Source organism: Methylorubrum populi (assembly GCA_036946625.1).
Taxonomy (GTDB): Bacteria; Pseudomonadota; Alphaproteobacteria; order Rhizobiales; family Beijerinckiaceae; genus Methylobacterium; species Methylobacterium populi_C.
The window spans coordinates 101848-118645 of record JAQIIU010000001.1; the positions used below are offsets into that span (position 1 = coordinate 101848).

Sequence of the window (16798 nt, forward strand, 5' to 3'; positions counted from 1 at the left end):
CTCATGATCCCGCTCCCGGCGCGGTGACGCCGTCGAGCACGGCGCGGACGTAGGCCTGCGGCTGCGCCAGCCAGCGCACGGTCGCCTCGGCATAGGCGAGCGCCGGTCCGCCCCACAGGGCGAGCGCGACGCAGGCCGCGAGCAGGAGGCTCAGGCTCGCGAATTCCGGCGGGCGCAGCACCGGGGGCGGATCGTCGTGGGGCACCCACAGGCTGAAGATGCCGAGCCGCACCAGCGGGATCAGGGTGCCGAGGCTGGAGAGCGTCAGCGCGGCGATCAGGCTCCAGGCCGCGGCGGTCATGGGGCCGTCGGCGAGCCCGGAGAACATCGCCAGCTTGCCGACGAAGCCGGCGAGCGGCGGGATGCCGGCGAGCATCAGCGTGCAGAGCAGGAAGCCGCCGCCGAGGATCGCCACCGCGGCGGGGATCGCCCGGCCGACCTCGGTGGCGCCGGCATCGTCGAAGGGGTCGCGGTACTCGTCGGCGAAGACGGGCTGCGCCGCGTCGGCCGGGTCGCGGCCCCGCTGCAGGATCTCGGCGAGCAGGAACAGCGCCCCGGCGGCGCAGGTCGAGCCGGCGAGGTAGTAGAGCGCGCCCGACAGCGCCGCCTCGCTGCCGGTGCCGAGGGCGGCGAGCACCGTGCCCGACGAGATCATCACCGCGTAGCCCGCCGCCCGCGTCAGGTCGCGCGCGGCGAGCAGGCCGACCGTGCCGAAGGCGACCGTCGCGAGGCCCGTGGCGAGGATCCAGTCCAGCCCGAAGCCCGCCGAGGTGCCGGCGCCGAACAGCAGCAGGCTCAGGCGCAGGACGACGTAGACGCCGACCTTGCTGAGGATCGCCAGGATCGCCGCCGCCGGGGCGGTGGCGGCGGAATAGGTGGTCGGCAGCCAGAAGCCGAGGGGCCAGGCGCTGCACTTGATCAGGAAGGCGATGCCGAGCACGGCGCAGCCGACCTCGAACAGGGCGGCCTCGGCGGGCGGTGCCGCGAGGCGCCGGGCGAGGTCGGCCATGTTGAGCGTGCCCATGGTGCCGTAGATCAGGCTGACGCCGACGAGGAAGAACAGCGAGGCGACGAGGTTGACGGCGATGTAGCCCAGCCCCGCCCGGATGCGGGTCTCGCCGGAGCCGTGCAGCACCAGCCCGTAGGAGGCCGCCAGCATCACCTCGAAGAACACGAACAGGTTGAACAGGTCGCCGGTGAGGAAGGCGCCGTTCACGCCCATCAGCAGCAGCAGGAACAGGCCGTGGAAGCGCGGTCCCGCCCGGCCCCAGCGGGCGAAGGAGAAGACGAGGGCGGCAAGCCCCAGCGTCGCGGCGAGCGTCAGCATCATCGCCGAGAGCCGGTCGGCCACCAGCACGATGCCGTAGGGCGCGGCCCAGTTGCCGAGGCGGTAGACCTCCGGCGCCGCGCCCGCCCGGCCGACGAGGACGAGGGCGGTGGCGAGCAGCACCAGCATCGTGGCGAGGCTCAAGCCCGCCTTCAGGCGGTGGCGCCGCTCGTCCATCAGGAACATCGCCCCGGCCGCGGCGATCGGCAGGACGACGGGCAGGACGACGAGGTGCTCGGACCAGGCGATCGGGGAGGCGCCGCTCATGGATGCGGGTTCTCCGGCGTGGGCTCGGCGTGGTGGGGCTCGCGGCCGTCGACGTGGTCGCTGCCGGTGACGCCGCGGGCGGCGAGCAGCACGACCAGGAACAGGGCGGTGAGCGCGAAGCCGATCACCAGAGCGGTCAGCACCAGCGCCTGCGGCACCGGATCGTCGACGGAGACGGTCTCCGGCCCGGCCCCGAGCACCGGCGGCGCGCCGACGGTGAGCCGGCCCATGGCGAAGATGAACAGGTTGACGGCGTAGCTCAGGAGCGCCAGCCCGAGCGCCACCTGGAAGGTGCGCGGGCGCAGCACCAGCCAGACGCCCGAGGCGGCGAACACGCCGATGCCCAGCGACAGCACGATCTCCATCTACGCCGCCCCCTCGCCGGCCGGTTCCGCTTCGGCCTCCGCGCTGCGGGTGCGGCGCAGGGATTGGTGCGCCAGGGCGACCAGCATCAGCGCGCTCGCGCCCACCACCAGCACCATGATCCCGAGATCGAACACCAGGGCGCTGGCCGCCGGCACCTTGCCGAGCACGGGCAGTTCCCAATAGGCGAAATAGGCGGTGAGGAAGGGGCGCCCGAAGGCCCACGAGGCCGCCCCGGCCGCCACCGCGATCAGCAGGCCGACGCCGATCCACGCGATCGGCTGGATGCGCAGGCGCTCCTCCACCCACTGCGCGCCGCAGGCCATGTATTGCAGGATGAAGGCCACGGTGAGCGCGATGCCCGCCGCGAAGCCGCCGCCGGGCAGGTCGTGCCCGCGCAGGAACAGGTGCAGCGACAGGAGGACGATGAAGGGAAACAGCCACGTCATCACCACCCGCGGCACCAGCAGGGCGTCGGCGGCGGTGTCGCCGGGCTTGCGGCCCTCGCGGGCGCGGTCGTAGGCGTCGTGGTGGCGCTGCTGCTTGGGCCGCTCCAGGCTGTCGGGCGCGGGGCGGAAGCGGCGCAGCAGCGCGAACACGGTCAGCCCGACGATGCCGAGCACCGAGATCTCGCCGAGCGTGTCGAAGGCGCGGAAATCGACCAGCAGCACGTTGACGACGTTGCGCCCGCCCGCCTGCGGATAGGCCGCCTCGACGAACCAGCGCGCCAGTCCGTCCGGGGCCGGGCGGGTCATCACCGCGTAGGCGAGGCCGGCGAGGCCGCACCCGGCGAGGAGCGCGATGCACAGGTCGATGATCCGGCGACGCCGGGCGCGGGCCTTCTCGGAGGCGGGGGCGGGAATCGCCGCGTCGCGCTTGGGCAGCCAGCGCAGGCCCAGCAGCAGCAGCACCGTGGTGACGATCTCGACCAGGATCTGCGTCACCGCGAGGTCCGGCGCCGACAGCCAGAGGAAGGTCAGGCTGCTGACCAGACCCGCTCCGCCGACGAAGATCGCGGCCGACAGGCGGTGATACTTCGCCCGCTCCGCCGCGCCGACCGCGCAGGCCGCGCCGACGGCCCACATCAGCGCGAAGGCGGGATCGAACGGCGTCAGGCGGCCCGGCCGGGACAGGTCGAGCCCGCGGGCCACGCCCGCGGCGAGAGAGGCCAGGAGCGCGGCCAGGAACAGGATGCGCAACTGCGGCTGGAGGCGCTCGGCCCCGAGCCAGCGCTCCAGGGCGCGGGCGCCCCTGGTCAGGCCGGTCATCGCGCGCTCGAACAGCCAGCCGCCGTCGAGCCGGTCCATCAGCCAGGGGCCGCCGCGGGGATTGGTGTTGATGCGCTGCCGGAACAGGAGATAGAGCGCCACGCCCCCGCCGAGCGCGCTCATGCTGAGCGCCAGCGGCAGGTTGAAGCCGTGCCAGATCGCGAGGCTGTAGGACGGCGTGTTCTCACCGAGCACCGCGCGCACGGCGCGCTCCAGGGCCGGGCCGATGGTCAGGTTCGGCACGAGGCCGATGGCGATGCAGGTCAGCACCAGAAGCTCGATCGGGATGCGCATCCAGCGCACCGGCTCGTGCGGCGCGTGCGGCAGGTCGTGCGGCGGCGGGCCGAAGAAGGTCTGCCGGATGAAGCGCAGCGAGTAGAGCATGGTGAAGGCGCTGGCGAGCGTCGCCAGCACCGGCAGGGCGTAGTGGAGCGGGTGGTCGCCCATGCCGTCGACCGCCTCCGACAGGAACATCTCCTTGGAGAGGAAGCCGTTGAGCAGCGGCACGCCGGCCATCGCCGCGGCGGCGACCATGGCGAGCGTGCCGGTATAGGGCATCGCCCGCCACAGGCCGGAGAGGCGGCGCATGTCCCGGGTGCCGGTCTCGTGGTCGATGATGCCGACCGCCATGAACAGCGACGCCTTGAAGGTCGCGTGGTTCACGGTGTGGAAGATCGCGGCCACCACGGCGAGCGGCGAGTCGAGCCCGAGCAGCAGGGTGATCAGCCCGAGATGGCTGAGGGTCGAGTAGGCGAGCAGACCCTTGAGATCGTGCTGGAAGATCGCGCTCCACGATCCGATCAGCAGGGTCGCCATGCCGGCGCTGCCGACGATCCAGTACCACGCGTCGGTGCCCGCCAGCACCGGCCACAGGCGGATCATCAGGAAGATGCCGGCCTTCACCATCGTGGCCGAGTGCAGGTAGGCGCTGATCGGCGTCGGCGCCGCCATGGCGCGGGGCAGCCAGATGTGGAACGGGAACTGCGCCGACTTGGTGAGGGCGCCCACGAGCACCAGCACCAGGGCCGGCAGGTAGAGCGGGCTCCGTCGGATCGTGTCGCCGGAAGCCAGCACGGCGTCGAGGTCGTAGCTGCCGACGATGCGCCCGATCAGGATCGTCCCGACCAGCAGGCACAGGCCGCCGGCGGCGGTGACGGTGAGCGACATCCGCGCCCCGTCCCGGGCCGCGGCGTTGTCGTACCAGTAGCCGATCAGCAGGAACGAGACGATGCTCGTCAGCTCCCAGAACAGGACGAGCTGGATCAGGTTGCCGGCCAGCACGATGCCGAGCATCGCCCCGACGAAGGCGAGGAAGTAGGAGAACAGCCGCGGCACCGGATCGGCGGCGGCCATGTAGTAGCGCGCGTAGAGCACCACGAGCGCGCCGATGGCGAGCACCAGCACCGCGAACAGCCAGGCGAGGCCGTCGAGCCGCAGCACGAGGTTCACGCCGAGGCCCGGCAGCCACTCGACCGCGTGGACGACGGTGCCGCCCCCGGAAAGCCGAGGCGTCAGCGCGAGGATGCAGCCGAGGCTTGCCAGCGTCACGAGCCCGGCCAGAGCTGCGGCGGCGTTGCGGGCTCGGCTCGGCAGGGCGCCCGTGAGCACGGAGCCGGCAAACGGCAGGATCGCGGCGGCGAGTAAGGCGTTGGACGACATCGACCCGGGCGAGATGCAGGCTCGGGAACGGCCTGAAGGACGAAAGGGGGGCGGCGAGTGCGAGCGGTGCCGACCGCCCGGAGGGCGCGGCGCTCGCGGAAGCATGTAGGGCATGCCTCGCGGTTCGGCAGCAAGAGAAAGGGGAAATGCACCCTTTCCTGGTGCCGCGTGAGAAACCGCACGTCGCCCGGGGTGGCGATACGCGCCGTCCGGATGGGGCTCGACGATGCAACCGTTGGAAAACGGAGGAGTCGGGGCGCGGCGGTTGCCTCACGCAGCCGGGCACCCGCCGGGCCCTTCCTGCAACGAAGCTCCCGAACGAGGATGCATGATCGTCACGACCGCCGACGGCACGACGGACCCGTCCGGGACGGATCGTCTGTACGCTCTCGGCGAACGGATCTGGCTCGCCGCGGAGATGGCGAGCGATCCGATCTGGGACCTTCACGAGAACCGCCTGGGCGTCGAGCCGCCCCTGCAGACCGTCGGCGGCATCCTCGCCACCACCCGCGATGCGTTCGATCCGCGGGCGCAGATCGAGGCGTTGCGGATCGCCGCCGAGCTCGGTGACGACACCGTCGCACGGCTGGCGGAACGGCTCCTCCAGGCGCGGCGGGCGCGCGCGATCCTGCAGGCGCCGCGTTCGGCCTATCTCCGATCCCTCGTCACCGTCGCCGCGGCGCGTGCCGCGACGCCCCCTCCCCCTGCCTGACGCGAGGGCTTCGATCCGGCCGCACCGGCTTCGTCAGAAGGGCAAGGCCGACAGGGCCCGTTCGAGGGCCTGACGCGCCATCTGCCGGGCCGCGCTCTCCGTCTGCGTCTCCGACGCGATGGCCGGCACGCGCACCGTCGCGGCCACCTCGACGATCCCGCGATCCGCCTCCGACCGGTCGAACAGCACCCGCACCACCACCTGCCGCCGGCCGTCGATCACGTCCTGCGTTTCCTGGGTCATCCGAACCGGCATCCGCATCTCCTCCCAGGCGGCCGCGCCCTTGCGCGGCTTCGACGCCTGCGGGAGAACGAACGACGATCGGGCCGAAGCGTTGCCTTCGATGGATCGAGACGGGCCGAGGCTCTCGGTTTTTGCTTTTGCATCGTCTTGTTCCGAAAGCCGGCAGCCACCTTTCGGGACGATGCTCCATGCGCCGCGCGAAGGAGAGGGATTGGCGGACGACGGCAGCCGGAGGGATGCGAAAGGCCGGAATCGAAGCGCGGTCCTTCCCGACGACCGGCCGACGCTTCGGAAAATCCTGAGCGTTTCATCGGCCGCGGTCCCGAAATCTGCACGGGCTGAGGCCGGAGTGTCCGGAGGCTGGACCCGGATCCCGTTTTGAAACGGATTTTCCAAGGAACATATCTTGCTGAAAGGGGACGAAGCTCAACCATCGACGTCTCCTCCGTCCCCGGTTGGGATCGGTGACGCTGTGCCGAGACGGCGATCGCCACGGGTCGCAGTTGCAAGTCGGACGAGATCTTGTTGAGATCCATCGGATACGGGACCGGACAATGGACGTGAAGAAAGCTCCCAACGTCGTCATCATCGGTCTCGGCTATGTCGGCCTGACCCTGTCCGTCGCCCTGGCGCGCCGCGGCGTCCAGGTCTACGGCATCGAGAAGCGGCCCGAGGTCGTCGAGAAGACCAATGCCGGGGTTCCGCATTTCGCCGAGGTCGGCCTCCGGGCCGCGCTCGCCGACGTGGTGAAGAAGGGCCGCTTCGTCGCCGGCACCACGACCGAGGGCGTGCCGCGGGCCGAGTTCTACATCGTCACGGTCGGCACGCCGCTCTATCCCGGCTCCCACGAGCCCCGCCTCGACATGATCGAGGAGGCGACGCGCGAGGTGGCCGAGCACTTCGGCGACGGCGCGACGGTGATCCTGCGCTCGACGGTGCGGGTCGGCACGACCACGGGCGTGGTCAAGCCGATCCTCGACCGCACCGGCACCGCCTACCATCTCGCGATGTGCCCCGAGCGGACGCTGGAGGGCGACGCCATGCGCGAACTCATCAACCTGCCGCAGATCATCGGCGGTGAGACGCCGGACGCCTCCGACGCCGCGGCCGCCCTGTTCAGCCGCCTGACCCACACCATCGTCCGGGTCGCGAGCCCGGAGACGGCGGAGATGATCAAGCTCGTCGACAACACCTCGCGCGACGTCCGCTTCGCCTTCGCCAACGAGGTGGCCCGCGCCTGCGACGCCCTCGGCATCAACGCCAACGACGTGATCCGCTACGGCAAGCTCGGCTACACCCGCACCGACGTCGCCGCCCCGGGCCTCGTCGGCGGCCCCTGCCTGGAGAAGGATCCGCACATCCTGCTGTCCTCGGTCTCGGGCCGGGGGATCGGCCTGGAGATCACCGCGGCCTCCCGGCTCGTGAACGAGCGCCAGCCGGCGGAGACGGTGGGAAGCCTCGTCGCGCGGCTGAAGGCGCGGCGGCCCGGGCCGTACAAGGCGGTGGTGGCGGGCCTCGCCTTCAAGGGCCGGCCGGAGACCGACGACCTGCGCGGGTCGATGTCGCTCCACGTCATCCGCGAGATGATGGCCACGCAGCAGTTCTCGGAGATCCGGGTCTACGACGGCGTGGTCCCGATCGAGCACATCCGGGCGATCGGGTCGGGCATCACCCCCTACGAGCGTCTCGCTTCGGCCTGCGAGGGGGCGGACGTGCTCGTCATCGCCAACAACCACCCGGAATATTCGAAGATCGATCTCGAGACGATCGTCGGCACGATGTCGGCCGACGCCTTCGTCTACGATTACTGGAACAATCTCAGCGAGATGCCGGCCGAGGTGCTGGAGGATCGCTACGTCACCGTGGGCAACCTCGTGGGTCGATTTCAATGAGCAGACTGGCTGTCACCGGCGCGGGCGGGTTCATCGGCGCCCATCTGACCCGCGCCCTCCTGGCCGAGGGCCACGAGGTCGTCGCGATCGACAACTACATCCGCGGCCGGGAATCGCGTCTGTCCGGGGCCGAGGGCGCGATCCGGCGGGCCACGCTCGACGTGCGCGACAAGGAGGCGCTGGTCGAGGCGCTGTCGGGCGTCGCGTGCGTCTTCCACCTCGCCGCCGTCAACGGCACCGAGAACTTTTACACGCAGCCGCAACTCGTGCTTGATGTCGGCGTGCGCGGGGCGCTCGCCGTCACCGAGGCCTGCATCGAGGCGGGCGTGCCGGACCTCGTCGTCGCCTCCTCGGCGGAGGTCTACCAGACCCCGCGGGTGGTGCCGACGAACGAGGACATCGAGATGGTGATCCCCGACGCGCTCAACCCGCGCTACTCCTACGGCGGCTCGAAGCTGATCTCGGAACTGATCGCCTTCAACTACGGCCGGGACACGCTGCGCAAGGTCCAGGTCTTCCGGCCGCACAACGTCTACGGGCCCGACATGGGCTGGAAGCACGTCGTGCCGCAACTGATCGAGAAGATCGTCGCCGCCGGCGACGGCGGGTCGATCACCCTCCAGGGCGACGGCAGCGAGACCCGGGCCTTCTGCTACGTCGGCGACGTGGTCGACGGCATCGTCCGGATGTGGCGCTCGGGCGAGACCATGAACGTCTATCACATCGGCTCGATGGAGGAGGTGGCGATCCGCGACCTCGCGCGGATCGCCGCGGACGCGCTCGGGCGACGCGTCGAACTGATCGCCGGGCCGGCGGCGGCCGGGGCGACGCCGCGCCGCTGCCCCGACATCGCCAAGATGGCGCGCCTCGGCTACGCGCCCGCCGTCTCCCTGCGCGAGGGCATCGCGCGCACGGTGGCGTGGTACCGCGACAACCCCGCCCCGGCCGATTCCAACCCGCTTCTGTGAGGGACGGCCCGATGGACAGCCTGGCGGGCAAGACCGTTTTCGTCGCGGGCCATCGCGGCCTCGTCGGCGGCGCCCTGGTCCGACGCCTGGACAGCGAGGATTGCGAGATCCTCACCGCCACCCGCGCGGAACTCGACCTGCGCGACCAGGCCGCCGTGCGCGCCTGGATGCGCGACCGGCGGCCGGACGCGGTGTTCCTGGCGGCGGCCAAGGTCGGCGGGATCCTCGCCAACGCCACCTATCCGGCCGACTTCCTCTACGAGAACCTGATGATCGAGGCGAACGTCATCGAGGCCGCCTTCCGCGAGGATGTCGAGAAGCTGCTGTTCCTCGGTTCGAGCTGCATCTACCCGAAATTCGCCGAGCAGCCGATCGTCGAGTCGAGCCTGCTGACCGGCCCGCTGGAACCCACCAACGCGTGGTACGCGGTCGCCAAGATCGCCGGGATCAAGCTCGCTCAGGCCTACCGCCGGCAGCACGGCCGCGACTTCATCTCGGCCATGCCGACCAACCTCTACGGGCCGGGCGACAATTTCGACCTGACCTCGAGCCACGTCCTGCCGGCCCTGATCCGCAAGGCGCACGAGGCCAAGCGCGGCGGGGCGAGCGAGATGGTGATCTGGGGAACCGGATCGCCGCGCCGCGAATTCCTGCACGTCGACGATTGCGCCGACGCCTGCGTACACCTGATGAAGACCTACTCGGGGGACGAGCACGTCAACGTCGGCTCGGGCGAGGACATCCCGATCCACGACCTGACCCGCCTCGTCTGCGACGTGGTCGGTTTCGAGGGCGAGATCGTCCGCGACACCGGGAAGCCCGACGGCACCCCGCGCAAGCTGATGTCGGCGGAGCGGCTGCGCGGGCTCGGCTGGGCGCCGAAGGTGCCGCTGCGCGCGGGCATCGCGGCGACCTATGCGTGGTTTTGCGAGCACGTCGCCGATGCCTGAGATCGATGCCGCCGCGGTTCCGGCCTCGGAGCCCTACGCGCTCCGGATCAACCGGGACGATCCCTACCTCGTCCCCGCGGACGGGGGGGACGCGCGCCGCCTGCCGGCGACCCGCATCCTCGGCGTGCCGGTGAGCGTCGTCGACATGCCGACGGCGAAGCGCACCATCGTCGATTGGGCACGGGCGCGGCGCACCAGCATGATCTGCGTGCGCGACGTGCACGGCATCATGTGCGCCCAGGACCGGCCCGACCTCAGGGCCGCGCACGAACGGGCCAGCATGATCACCCCCGACGGGGCGCCGCTCACCATCATCAGCCGCTACGTCCGCTCGCACGGCACCGGCCGCGTGCCGGGCCCCACGCTGATGGAGGAGATGTTTTCCGCAACGCAAGGGAGCGGCCTGCGCCACTACCTCTACGGCGGCAAGGAGGGCGTGGCCGAGCGGGTGGCGGCGAACTTCGCCCGCAAGTATCCGGGCAGCGAGGTCTGCGGCCTCGCCTGTCCGCCCTTCGGCGCGGTCGCCCCGGACCTCGACGCGCAGCTCACCGAGGCGATCCGGCGGGCCGAGCCCCATATCGTCTGGGTCGGCATGTCGACGCCGAAGCAGGACATCTGGATGAACGACCATCTCGACCGCCTGCCGGGCATGGTGCTGATCGGGGTCGGGGCGGCCTTCGACTTCCATTCCGGAGCGGTGAAGCGGGCGCCGAAGTTCATGCAGGCGCTCGCCCTCGAATGGCTGCACCGGCTGCTGAGCGAGCCGCGCCGGCTGTGGCGGCGCTACCTCGTCATGGCCCCGCTCTTCCTGTGGAAGGTGGCCCGCCGGCCCGAGCCGCGCCGGCCATGACCGGGAACCCCTTGCGCGTCCTCATCGTCCACAACCGGTACCAGATCCGGGGCGGCGAGGACGCGGTGGTGGAGCACGAGGCCGCCGCCCTCGCCCGCGCCGGCTGCACGGTCGAGACGCTGATCTTCCACAACGACGCCATCCGCACGCCGCTCGATCGCCTGCGCACGGCCTTCGAGGCGCCGCACGCGCCCCGCGGCATCGCCCGGGTCGTCGAGGCGGTGCGCCGCTTCCGGCCGGACGTGGTCCACGCCCACAACACCTTTCCGCTGGTCTCGCCGGCCGTGCACGGGGCGGTGCGGGCGCTCGGGCCCGTCACGGTGCAGACGCTGCACAATTTCCGCCTCGCCTGCGCCGGCGCCATGCTGATGCGCGACGGCGCGCCCTGCGAGACCTGCCTGACCGGCTCCTCCTACGCCGCCGTGCGCCACGCCTGCTATCGCGGCTCGCGGCTCGGCACCCTGGCGGTGGCGCGGATGATCGACCGGCACCGCCGGGCGGGCACCTGGACGCGGGACGTCGACGCCTTCATCGCGCTGACCGCCTTCGCCCGCGACCGCTTCATCGCGGCCGGGCTGCCGGCACGGCGCATCGTCGTGAAGCCGAACGGCCTGCCCGACCCCGGGACCCCCTCCGATGGACCGCGCGAAGACATCCTGTTCGCCGGGCGCCTCAGCCCCGAGAAGGGCGTGGAGACCCTGAAACGGGCGGCGGCCCGCCTCGCCGCGCCGGTCGATGTCGCGGGCGAGGGACCGTTGCGCGAGAGCCTGGAGGGCGCGCCCGGCCTCACCCTCCTCGGCGCCCTGCCCCGGGCCGAGACGCGGGCGCGGATCGGCCGGGCCGCCGCCCTCGTGGTGCCCTCGCTCTGGTACGAGGGGCTGCCGATGGTGGTGGCCGAGGCCTACGCCGCGGGCACGCCGGTCATCGCCTCGCGGATCGGCGCGCTGGCCCACCTCGTCGAGGACGGGGTGACGGGCCTGCTGGTGACGCCGGGCGACGCCGCCGACCTCGCCCGTGCCATCGAGCATCTGCGGACCCGCCCGGACGAGGCACGCCGGATGGGCGTGGGCGCCCGCGCCGCCTATCTGCGCGACTGGACCGAGGAGGCGACGACCGCCGCGCTGCTGGCGGTCTACCGCGGGGCCCTCGCCGCCCGCGCGGATACGGATCGCGCCATCGCCTGAGGGTCGGCCGCCTCATACCGTTTCCGATCGATCGCTTCGGGTTTGGCCCCCCTCCGTCATCGCGAGCGGCCGCGAAGCGATCCAGGGCGCGACAGATCCGGAAAGGCCGCGCCCTGGTTTGCCACGGCTTCGCCTCGCAAGGACGCAGGACAGGCCGAACTCATCAACCGGATATCGTATCATTCCCGTTCGGAAGGACGGGCGCCCGTCGAACGGCGAACCTCCCATCCACTCCCCCATCTTTCGAGGGGTCGCTCACGCGGCCACCTCGGGATGAGGCCGCGAAGAGGAGGGCCGTGTCGCTCGGGCGCTCACAGCGCGGATTTCCGCGCCGGCTCCGCGGCGGCGGTGCCCGGCGCGCGCGCCGCCAGCCGTTCGATGGCCGCGCTCACCAGCGCCTTCGAGGCGTGCAGCGTGCCGAGTTCGACCGAGGACATCGCCAGCATCACCGGCAGGAGATGCTCGGTCGGCGACCCGTCGTCGCGGAACAGCCCGAGGTCGTCGTCGGGCTTGAGGCCGACGCTGCCGGCGATCCGCGCCGCGTAGTTGCGGATGCGCGTCTCGTCGCCGGCGCAGACCGGGGCCGGCAGGCTGAGATCGAGCAGGCTTCCCTTCGGCAGCGAAGCGGCGATCGAGGGCAGGGCCGCGGCCTCCGCCGCCAGCCGGTCGGACGCCAGCAGGGCGGCGGGATCGGTCGCGCCGGAGCGCGCGGGCGCGCGGGCGGACACGGTGGTGGGCGTCGGAGCGAGGCTGGCGATCCGGGTCGGTGCGTCGGCGATGCCGGTGGCGATGTCGGCGGTGCCCTTCGGGATGGGCGCGATCGGCTTGCTCGAGCCTGCTCTCGCGGCCGCCGGTCTCGCCGCGGCGCGGCCGGGATGCCCGGCGAGGCGCGCGCGGGCGGACCAGGGCTGCACACGCAGGCCCCCCGCCGGAGGTGAGGCGACCCGGGCCACGCCGCCCCGCCCGTGGCGCGCGAGGAAGCGCGCCCGCAGCGTGCGGCCGATCCCCTGCGGCGCGACGGCTGCGGAGATCGCGGGCGCCTTCACCCGCTCGGGGCCTCCCGAGGATGCTCCCCGTGCCGCCGCGACCGGGATCGGGCGCACCGACCCGCACTCGGCCGGAGCCCAGCGCCGCACGATGGCGAGCGCCGTGCGCCGGCCGTGGTCGCGCTGGTAGCGGCGCAGGAGCTGCACCGCCGCGTCCGCGCCGTCCGCGGCGGTGGCGAAGCCGGTATGGCCCTCCGCGTCGCCGCCGAGCTCGCCGGTCCAGCCCGCCTGCTTGATGCACCAGTAATTGTTGAGCCGCACGCAGCGGGCGACGAAGCCGGGCTCGCTCGCGGCGTGCCGCACGACGAAGGCGAGGGAGCCCGGCGCGAGGTTCTCGCCCGCCTGGGCCCGCCAGTTCGACACCGCCCGCGCCACGAGGCCGAGGCTGGGCGGGGCCGCGGGCGCCGCCTCGGCCGTGCGCGGAAGAGTGCGCGCAAGAACGGGCAGGCGCGCCCGCGCCGCCTCGGCCGCTCTCTCGACCTGCGGCATCAGGGTCGTGAGGGCGAGGAGCGTTTCGAGGAGCACGCCGGTCTTCCCCTTCGATGTGTCGGCTCGGCCGTTCCCCGGGGGAACGGCGCAGGGCGGCGAAGGGTTCTGCGCCGATCGTCGGCCGGCGGGCGCTTCTCATACCAAGCTGCATGGAATCCGACCGATGGCCGGCTTCCCTGCGTCCGGCGGACGCCCGCCGCCGCGCCTTCGCGCGGGCAACCGACGATGAGTCGGGATCATCGCCGGTTGGTATCAATCGTCCTCCGTCTCCCCCGCGAGCTGGCGCGGACGCACGAAGTGCAGGAGGCGCCCGCCGCCGAAGGCGACGTCCGCCCATTCCGCGGCCTCGAATTCGAACGCCGCGAGCGCCGCGGTGGGGAACTTTTCACGCAGATCGCGCTGCAGATCCTTCGGTCCCTCGCCGACGAGGCGCAGCGCCAGGTCGCCGAGACCGGGGTTGTGGCCGATCACGAGAAGCGTCTTCGCCGTCGCGGGGGCGGAGCGGATCGCGTCGAGGATGCGCCCGGCCGGTGCCTCGTAGATCGAGGGCACCGTTTCCATCGGCGTCTCCGGACACGCCGCCCGCACCGCCTCCCAGGTCTCCCCGGTGCGCCGGGCGGGCGAGACCATGGCGTGGTCGGGGGTCAGGCCCTCGCGCGCCATGTAGGCGCCCGTCAGCGGTGCGGCCTCCCGCCCGCGGGGATTGAGCGGACGGTCGATATCGGCCACGCCCGGCGGGTAGGCGGATTTGGCGTGGCGCAGGAGCAGCAGGCGGCGCATCACTGGAAGCCGGCCACGGCGTGGGGGACGTAAGGCGCTTCGAGCCGCGCGATCTCGTCCTCGGTCAGGGTCAGATCGAGGGCGGCCGCGGCGTCGTCGAGATGCTGCGGCTTCGAGGCGCCGACGATCGGTGCCGCCACGCCCGGTTTCCGGATGACCCAGGCCAGCGCCACCTGCGCCCGCGGCACGCCGCGGTCGCGCGCCACCTCGGCCACCGCCTCGACCACCTTCCGGTCCGCCTCCACCGTGGCGTCGTAGAGGTTCTTGCCCACGAGATCGCTCTCCTGCCGGGCGCTGCCCTCGTCGAAGTCGCGGGTCAGCCGGCCGCGGGCGAGCGGGCTCCAGGGCAGGAGGGGGATGCCCTGGTCGGCGCAGAGCGGCATCATCTCCCGCTCCTCCTCGCGGTGGAGCAGGTTGAGGTGGTTCTGCATGGTGGAAAACCGCGTCCAGCCGTTGAGGTCGGCGGTGTAGAGCGCCTTGGCGAACTGCCACGCGAACATCGAGGAGGCGCCGATGTAGCGGGCCTTGCCCGCCTTCACCACGTCGTGGAGCGCCTCCAGCGTCACCTCGATCGGCGTGGCGTAATCCCAGCGGTGGATCTGGTAGAGATCGACGTAATCGGTCCCGAGCCGCTTCAGCGAGGCGTCGATCGCCGAGAAGATCGCCTTGCGCGAGAGGCCGCCGGCATTGGGCTGGCTTTTGAGCGGATAATACACCTTCGTGGCGAGCACGATGCTGTCCCGGTCCGCGTACTCCTTCAACGCGCGTCCGACGATCTCCTCCGACGTGCCGTCGGAATAGTAGTTCGCCGTGTCGAAGACGTTGATGCCGAGGTCCAGCGCCCGCCGGATCAGCGGCCGGCTCTCCTCCTCCCGCAGGGTCCAGGGATGCGGGCCCCGCTCCGGCACGCCGTAGGTCATGCAGCCGAGGCAGAGCGGCGAGATGTCGAGGCCGGTGCGGCCGAGTTTTTTCGTGTGCATGGGGCGATCACGCGGCGGAAGGGCGGAGCCGCTTAACTGGGGCGGCGATGCGGGATCGTCACCGTGCGGGATGATCTCCGCCGCGCGGTTTGAGCGGCGTACCCTCGTAAAGCGCCGCGAGCGGGCATTCGAGGCCGAATGCAGTGAGGAGCAGCCGTGTCTCGAATCCGATCAGAGTGTCCGAGCGCCAACCGGAAGCGGTCCGGATCGACAACCGGATCTGTGGCCGCTCCTGCTCGATGATGAGCACAGCCTCGCAGGACGGATGGGTCAGGTAGAGATCGCGCTTGATGTCGATCCATCGACGGTTCGGTCCGGGGATCACGGCCTCGTCGGTGCCCGAGACGATCTCCGCAAGCAGGTAGGCGCGCTCCACGAAGCGTTGGCCCGGCTCATAGTCCGAGCCGATGACCGCCACGTCCGGTTCCGGCCGGTAGGCATCGTCGGCACCGAGTTCGATCCCAGGCCTCTGGCAGGCCAGCCGCGCCGGATCGTGGGATTCGAGGGCGTCGTTGAGCAGCCGTTCGAGGTTGCTGGCGATGCGGTTATGCGCCAGCGAGGCGGGCGCCATCATGATTGGACACCCTGCCACCAGCTCCCATCGTTCGCGATCAGGACGCTGTTCCTGGAAGCGGCGGAAGGCGGGCGCGGACATCGCCTGCGCAGCATGGTCTGCGATTGCGAGCGGCACGACGGTGCTCTCCCGATCATGAGGCCCTTCCATCAGCCTGCCACAACGGCGATCCGAAAGCGATTCCGTCACCCGCCCCGCCCCTCCCGACGCATCATGAAGGCGAGCTTCTCGAACAGGCTCACGTCCTGCTCGTTCTTGAGGAGCGCCCCGTGCAGCGGCGGGATCAGCTTGGTCCGATCGCGCTCGCGAAGCGTTTCGGGCGCGACGTCCTCGGAGACGAGGAGCTTGAGCCAGTCGAGCAGTTCCGAGGTCGAGGGCTTCTTCTTGAGGCCCGGCACCTCGCGGGTTTCGAGAAAGACCCGCAGCGCCTCCTCGACGAGGCGGTGCTTGATGCCGGGGTAGTGCACCTCGACGATGGCCTTGAGCGTCTCGGCGTCCGGGAACTGGATGTAGTGGAAGAAGCAGCGGCGCAGGAAGGCGTCCGGCAGCTCCTTCTCGTTGTTCGAGGTGATGATGACGATCGGACGGTTGACGGCGCGCACCGTCTCGCCGGTCTCGTAGACGTGGAACTCCATCCGGTCGAGTTCGGTCAGCAGGTCGTTGGGAAACTCGATGTCGGCCTTGTCGATCTCGTCGATCAGCAGCACCGGCCGGTGCGGGGCGGAGAACGCCTCCCACAGCTTGCCGCGGCGGATGTAGTTGGCGATGTCCGACACGCGCGGATCGCCGAGCTGCGAATCGCGCAGGCGCGAGACCGCATCGTACTCGTAGAGGCCCTGCTGCGCCTTCGTCGTCGACTTGACGTTCCACGTCAGCAGGGGCGCCCCGAGGCCGCGGGCGATCTCCTCCGCCAGCACCGTCTTGCCGGTGCCGGGCTCGCCCTTCACCAAGAGCGGGCGCTCCAGCACGATCGCCGCGTTGACCGCCGTGGTGAGATCGGGCGGCGCGACGTAGGACTCGGTTCCGGTGAAGCGCATGGGGCCTCGCGTCGGGAGGGGGATCGGCTCGCAGTAACCCGGTGCGGAGCGGATCGGCAACCGGCCCTGGTTTTCTTGGCCAGCCTCAGTCGCCGGCGCCCGCCTCCGCGGGCTCAGGCTTTCGCTCCGCTCGATGCTTCTCAGGACCAAGGTCTTGAGAAGCCCGCTCCGCGCGGCGCTCTTGGTCGTGTCCCTTGGCGCCGCGAAGC

At 71.4% G+C, this 16798-nt stretch carries 15 protein-coding genes; 6 read left to right on the top strand and 9 right to left on the bottom strand.

Going from position 1 to position 16798, the window contains the following annotated elements; translation table 11 throughout:
• Position 1 precedes the first annotated feature (1 nt).
• The 3 genes from PGN25_00510 to PGN25_00520 are packed head-to-tail and all read right to left on the bottom strand — an operon-like array spanning position 2 to position 4884.
• Positions 2-1594, bottom strand: coding sequence for a monovalent cation/H+ antiporter subunit D (locus tag PGN25_00510; protein MEH3116136.1), 1593 nt, complete (start codon positions 1592-1594; stop codon positions 2-4).
• The gene (locus PGN25_00515; GenBank protein MEH3116137.1) at positions 1591-1959 is read right to left on the bottom strand and encodes a Na+/H+ antiporter subunit C; all 369 of its coding nucleotides are present in this window, start codon (positions 1957-1959) and stop codon (positions 1591-1593) included. The genes PGN25_00510 and PGN25_00515 overlap by 4 nt, the downstream gene beginning before the upstream one ends.
• Entirely contained in the window at positions 1960-4884 is a 2925-nt protein-coding gene (locus PGN25_00520) for a monovalent cation/H+ antiporter subunit A (GenBank protein MEH3116138.1), read from the bottom strand.
• Between the two features lie 328 nt (positions 4885-5212).
• Between PGN25_00520 and PGN25_00525 the strand changes: the two genes are divergently transcribed.
• Entirely contained in the window at positions 5213-5596 is a 384-nt protein-coding gene (locus tag PGN25_00525; protein MEH3116139.1) for a hypothetical protein, read from the top strand.
• A gap of 33 nt (positions 5597-5629) precedes the next feature.
• On the opposite strand, the gene PGN25_00530 is transcribed toward PGN25_00525, so the two are convergent.
• Complete coding sequence (locus PGN25_00530) at positions 5630-6235, bottom strand: hypothetical protein (GenBank protein ID MEH3116140.1); 606 nt, start codon at positions 6233-6235, stop codon at positions 5630-5632.
• Positions 6236-6393: 158 nt separating this feature from the next.
• Here PGN25_00530 and PGN25_00535 point away from each other — a divergent pair, with 158 nt between their 5' ends.
• Genes PGN25_00535 through PGN25_00555 form a run of 5 tightly spaced genes read left to right on the top strand, consistent with a single transcriptional unit; the run spans position 6394 to position 11683 of the window.
• The gene (locus PGN25_00535) at positions 6394-7731 is read left to right on the top strand and encodes a nucleotide sugar dehydrogenase (protein MEH3116141.1); all 1338 of its coding nucleotides are present in this window, start codon (positions 6394-6396) and stop codon (positions 7729-7731) included.
• A complete protein-coding gene (locus tag PGN25_00540) occupies positions 7728-8699 on the top strand; it encodes an NAD-dependent epimerase/dehydratase family protein (protein ID MEH3116142.1) in 972 nt (323 codons plus the stop codon). Before PGN25_00535 ends, PGN25_00540 begins: the two co-directional genes overlap by 4 nt.
• Positions 8700-8710: 11 nt before the next feature.
• Positions 8711-9649, top strand: coding sequence for a GDP-L-fucose synthase (locus PGN25_00545; protein ID MEH3116143.1), 939 nt, complete (start codon positions 8711-8713; stop codon positions 9647-9649).
• Positions 9642-10499: a WecB/TagA/CpsF family glycosyltransferase gene (locus tag PGN25_00550; protein MEH3116144.1), complete on the top strand. Its 858-nt coding sequence runs from the start codon at positions 9642-9644 to the stop codon at positions 10497-10499. The genes PGN25_00545 and PGN25_00550 overlap by 8 nt, the downstream gene beginning before the upstream one ends.
• A complete protein-coding gene (locus tag PGN25_00555) occupies positions 10496-11683 on the top strand; it encodes a glycosyltransferase (GenBank protein ID MEH3116145.1) in 1188 nt (395 codons plus the stop codon). The genes PGN25_00550 and PGN25_00555 overlap by 4 nt, the downstream gene beginning before the upstream one ends.
• Before the next feature lie 311 nt (positions 11684-11994).
• Here PGN25_00555 and PGN25_00560 read toward each other — a convergent pair whose 3' ends face one another.
• The 5 genes from PGN25_00560 to PGN25_00580 all read right to left on the bottom strand — a co-directional run bounded on the left by PGN25_00560 (position 11995) and on the right by PGN25_00580 (position 16589).
• Positions 11995-13254, bottom strand: coding sequence for a hypothetical protein (locus tag PGN25_00560; GenBank protein MEH3116146.1), 1260 nt, complete (start codon positions 13252-13254; stop codon positions 11995-11997).
• A 216-nt stretch (positions 13255-13470) separates the two neighbouring features.
• Positions 13471-13998, bottom strand: a complete 528-nt coding sequence (locus tag PGN25_00565) for a histidine phosphatase family protein (protein MEH3116147.1) — start codon at positions 13996-13998, stop codon at positions 13471-13473.
• The gene (locus PGN25_00570; protein ID MEH3116148.1) at positions 13998-14978 is read right to left on the bottom strand and encodes an aldo/keto reductase; all 981 of its coding nucleotides are present in this window, start codon (positions 14976-14978) and stop codon (positions 13998-14000) included. Before PGN25_00570 ends, PGN25_00565 begins: the two co-directional genes overlap by 1 nt.
• Positions 14979-15036: 58 nt before the next feature.
• Positions 15037-15741: a Uma2 family endonuclease gene (locus PGN25_00575; protein MEH3116149.1), complete on the bottom strand. Its 705-nt coding sequence runs from the start codon at positions 15739-15741 to the stop codon at positions 15037-15039.
• The gene (locus PGN25_00580; GenBank protein ID MEH3116150.1) at positions 15738-16589 is read right to left on the bottom strand and encodes a MoxR family ATPase; all 852 of its coding nucleotides are present in this window, start codon (positions 16587-16589) and stop codon (positions 15738-15740) included. Before PGN25_00580 ends, PGN25_00575 begins: the two co-directional genes overlap by 4 nt.
• Between the last annotated feature and the right edge of the window lie 209 nt (positions 16590-16798).

What these genes read in the sequence shown, in the direction of transcription:
- PGN25_00550 (MEH3116144.1), top strand. Translation starts at nt 9,642, where the DNA reads ATGCCTGAGATCGATGCCGCCGCGGTTCCGGCCTCGGAGCCCTACGCG.
- PGN25_00580 (MEH3116150.1), bottom strand. Translation starts at nt 16,589, where the DNA reads ATGCGCTTCACCGGAACCGAGTCCTACGTCGCGCCGCCCGATCTCACC.
- PGN25_00570 (MEH3116148.1), bottom strand. Translation starts at nt 14,978, where the DNA reads ATGCACACGAAAAAACTCGGCCGCACCGGCCTCGACATCTCGCCGCTC.
- PGN25_00520 (MEH3116138.1), bottom strand. Translation starts at nt 4,884, where the DNA reads ATGTCGTCCAACGCCTTACTCGCCGCCGCGATCCTGCCGTTTGCCGGC.
- PGN25_00565 (MEH3116147.1), bottom strand. Translation starts at nt 13,998, where the DNA reads ATGCGCCGCCTGCTGCTCCTGCGCCACGCCAAATCCGCCTACCCGCCG.
- PGN25_00525 (MEH3116139.1), top strand. Translation starts at nt 5,213, where the DNA reads ATGATCGTCACGACCGCCGACGGCACGACGGACCCGTCCGGGACGGAT.
- PGN25_00555 (MEH3116145.1), top strand. Translation starts at nt 10,496, where the DNA reads ATGACCGGGAACCCCTTGCGCGTCCTCATCGTCCACAACCGGTACCAG.
- PGN25_00515 (MEH3116137.1), bottom strand. Translation starts at nt 1,959, where the DNA reads ATGGAGATCGTGCTGTCGCTGGGCATCGGCGTGTTCGCCGCCTCGGGC.
- PGN25_00545 (MEH3116143.1), top strand. Translation starts at nt 8,711, where the DNA reads ATGGACAGCCTGGCGGGCAAGACCGTTTTCGTCGCGGGCCATCGCGGC.
- PGN25_00535 (MEH3116141.1), top strand. Translation starts at nt 6,394, where the DNA reads ATGGACGTGAAGAAAGCTCCCAACGTCGTCATCATCGGTCTCGGCTAT.
- PGN25_00540 (MEH3116142.1), top strand. Translation starts at nt 7,728, where the DNA reads ATGAGCAGACTGGCTGTCACCGGCGCGGGCGGGTTCATCGGCGCCCAT.
- PGN25_00510 (MEH3116136.1), bottom strand. Translation starts at nt 1,594, where the DNA reads ATGAGCGGCGCCTCCCCGATCGCCTGGTCCGAGCACCTCGTCGTCCTG.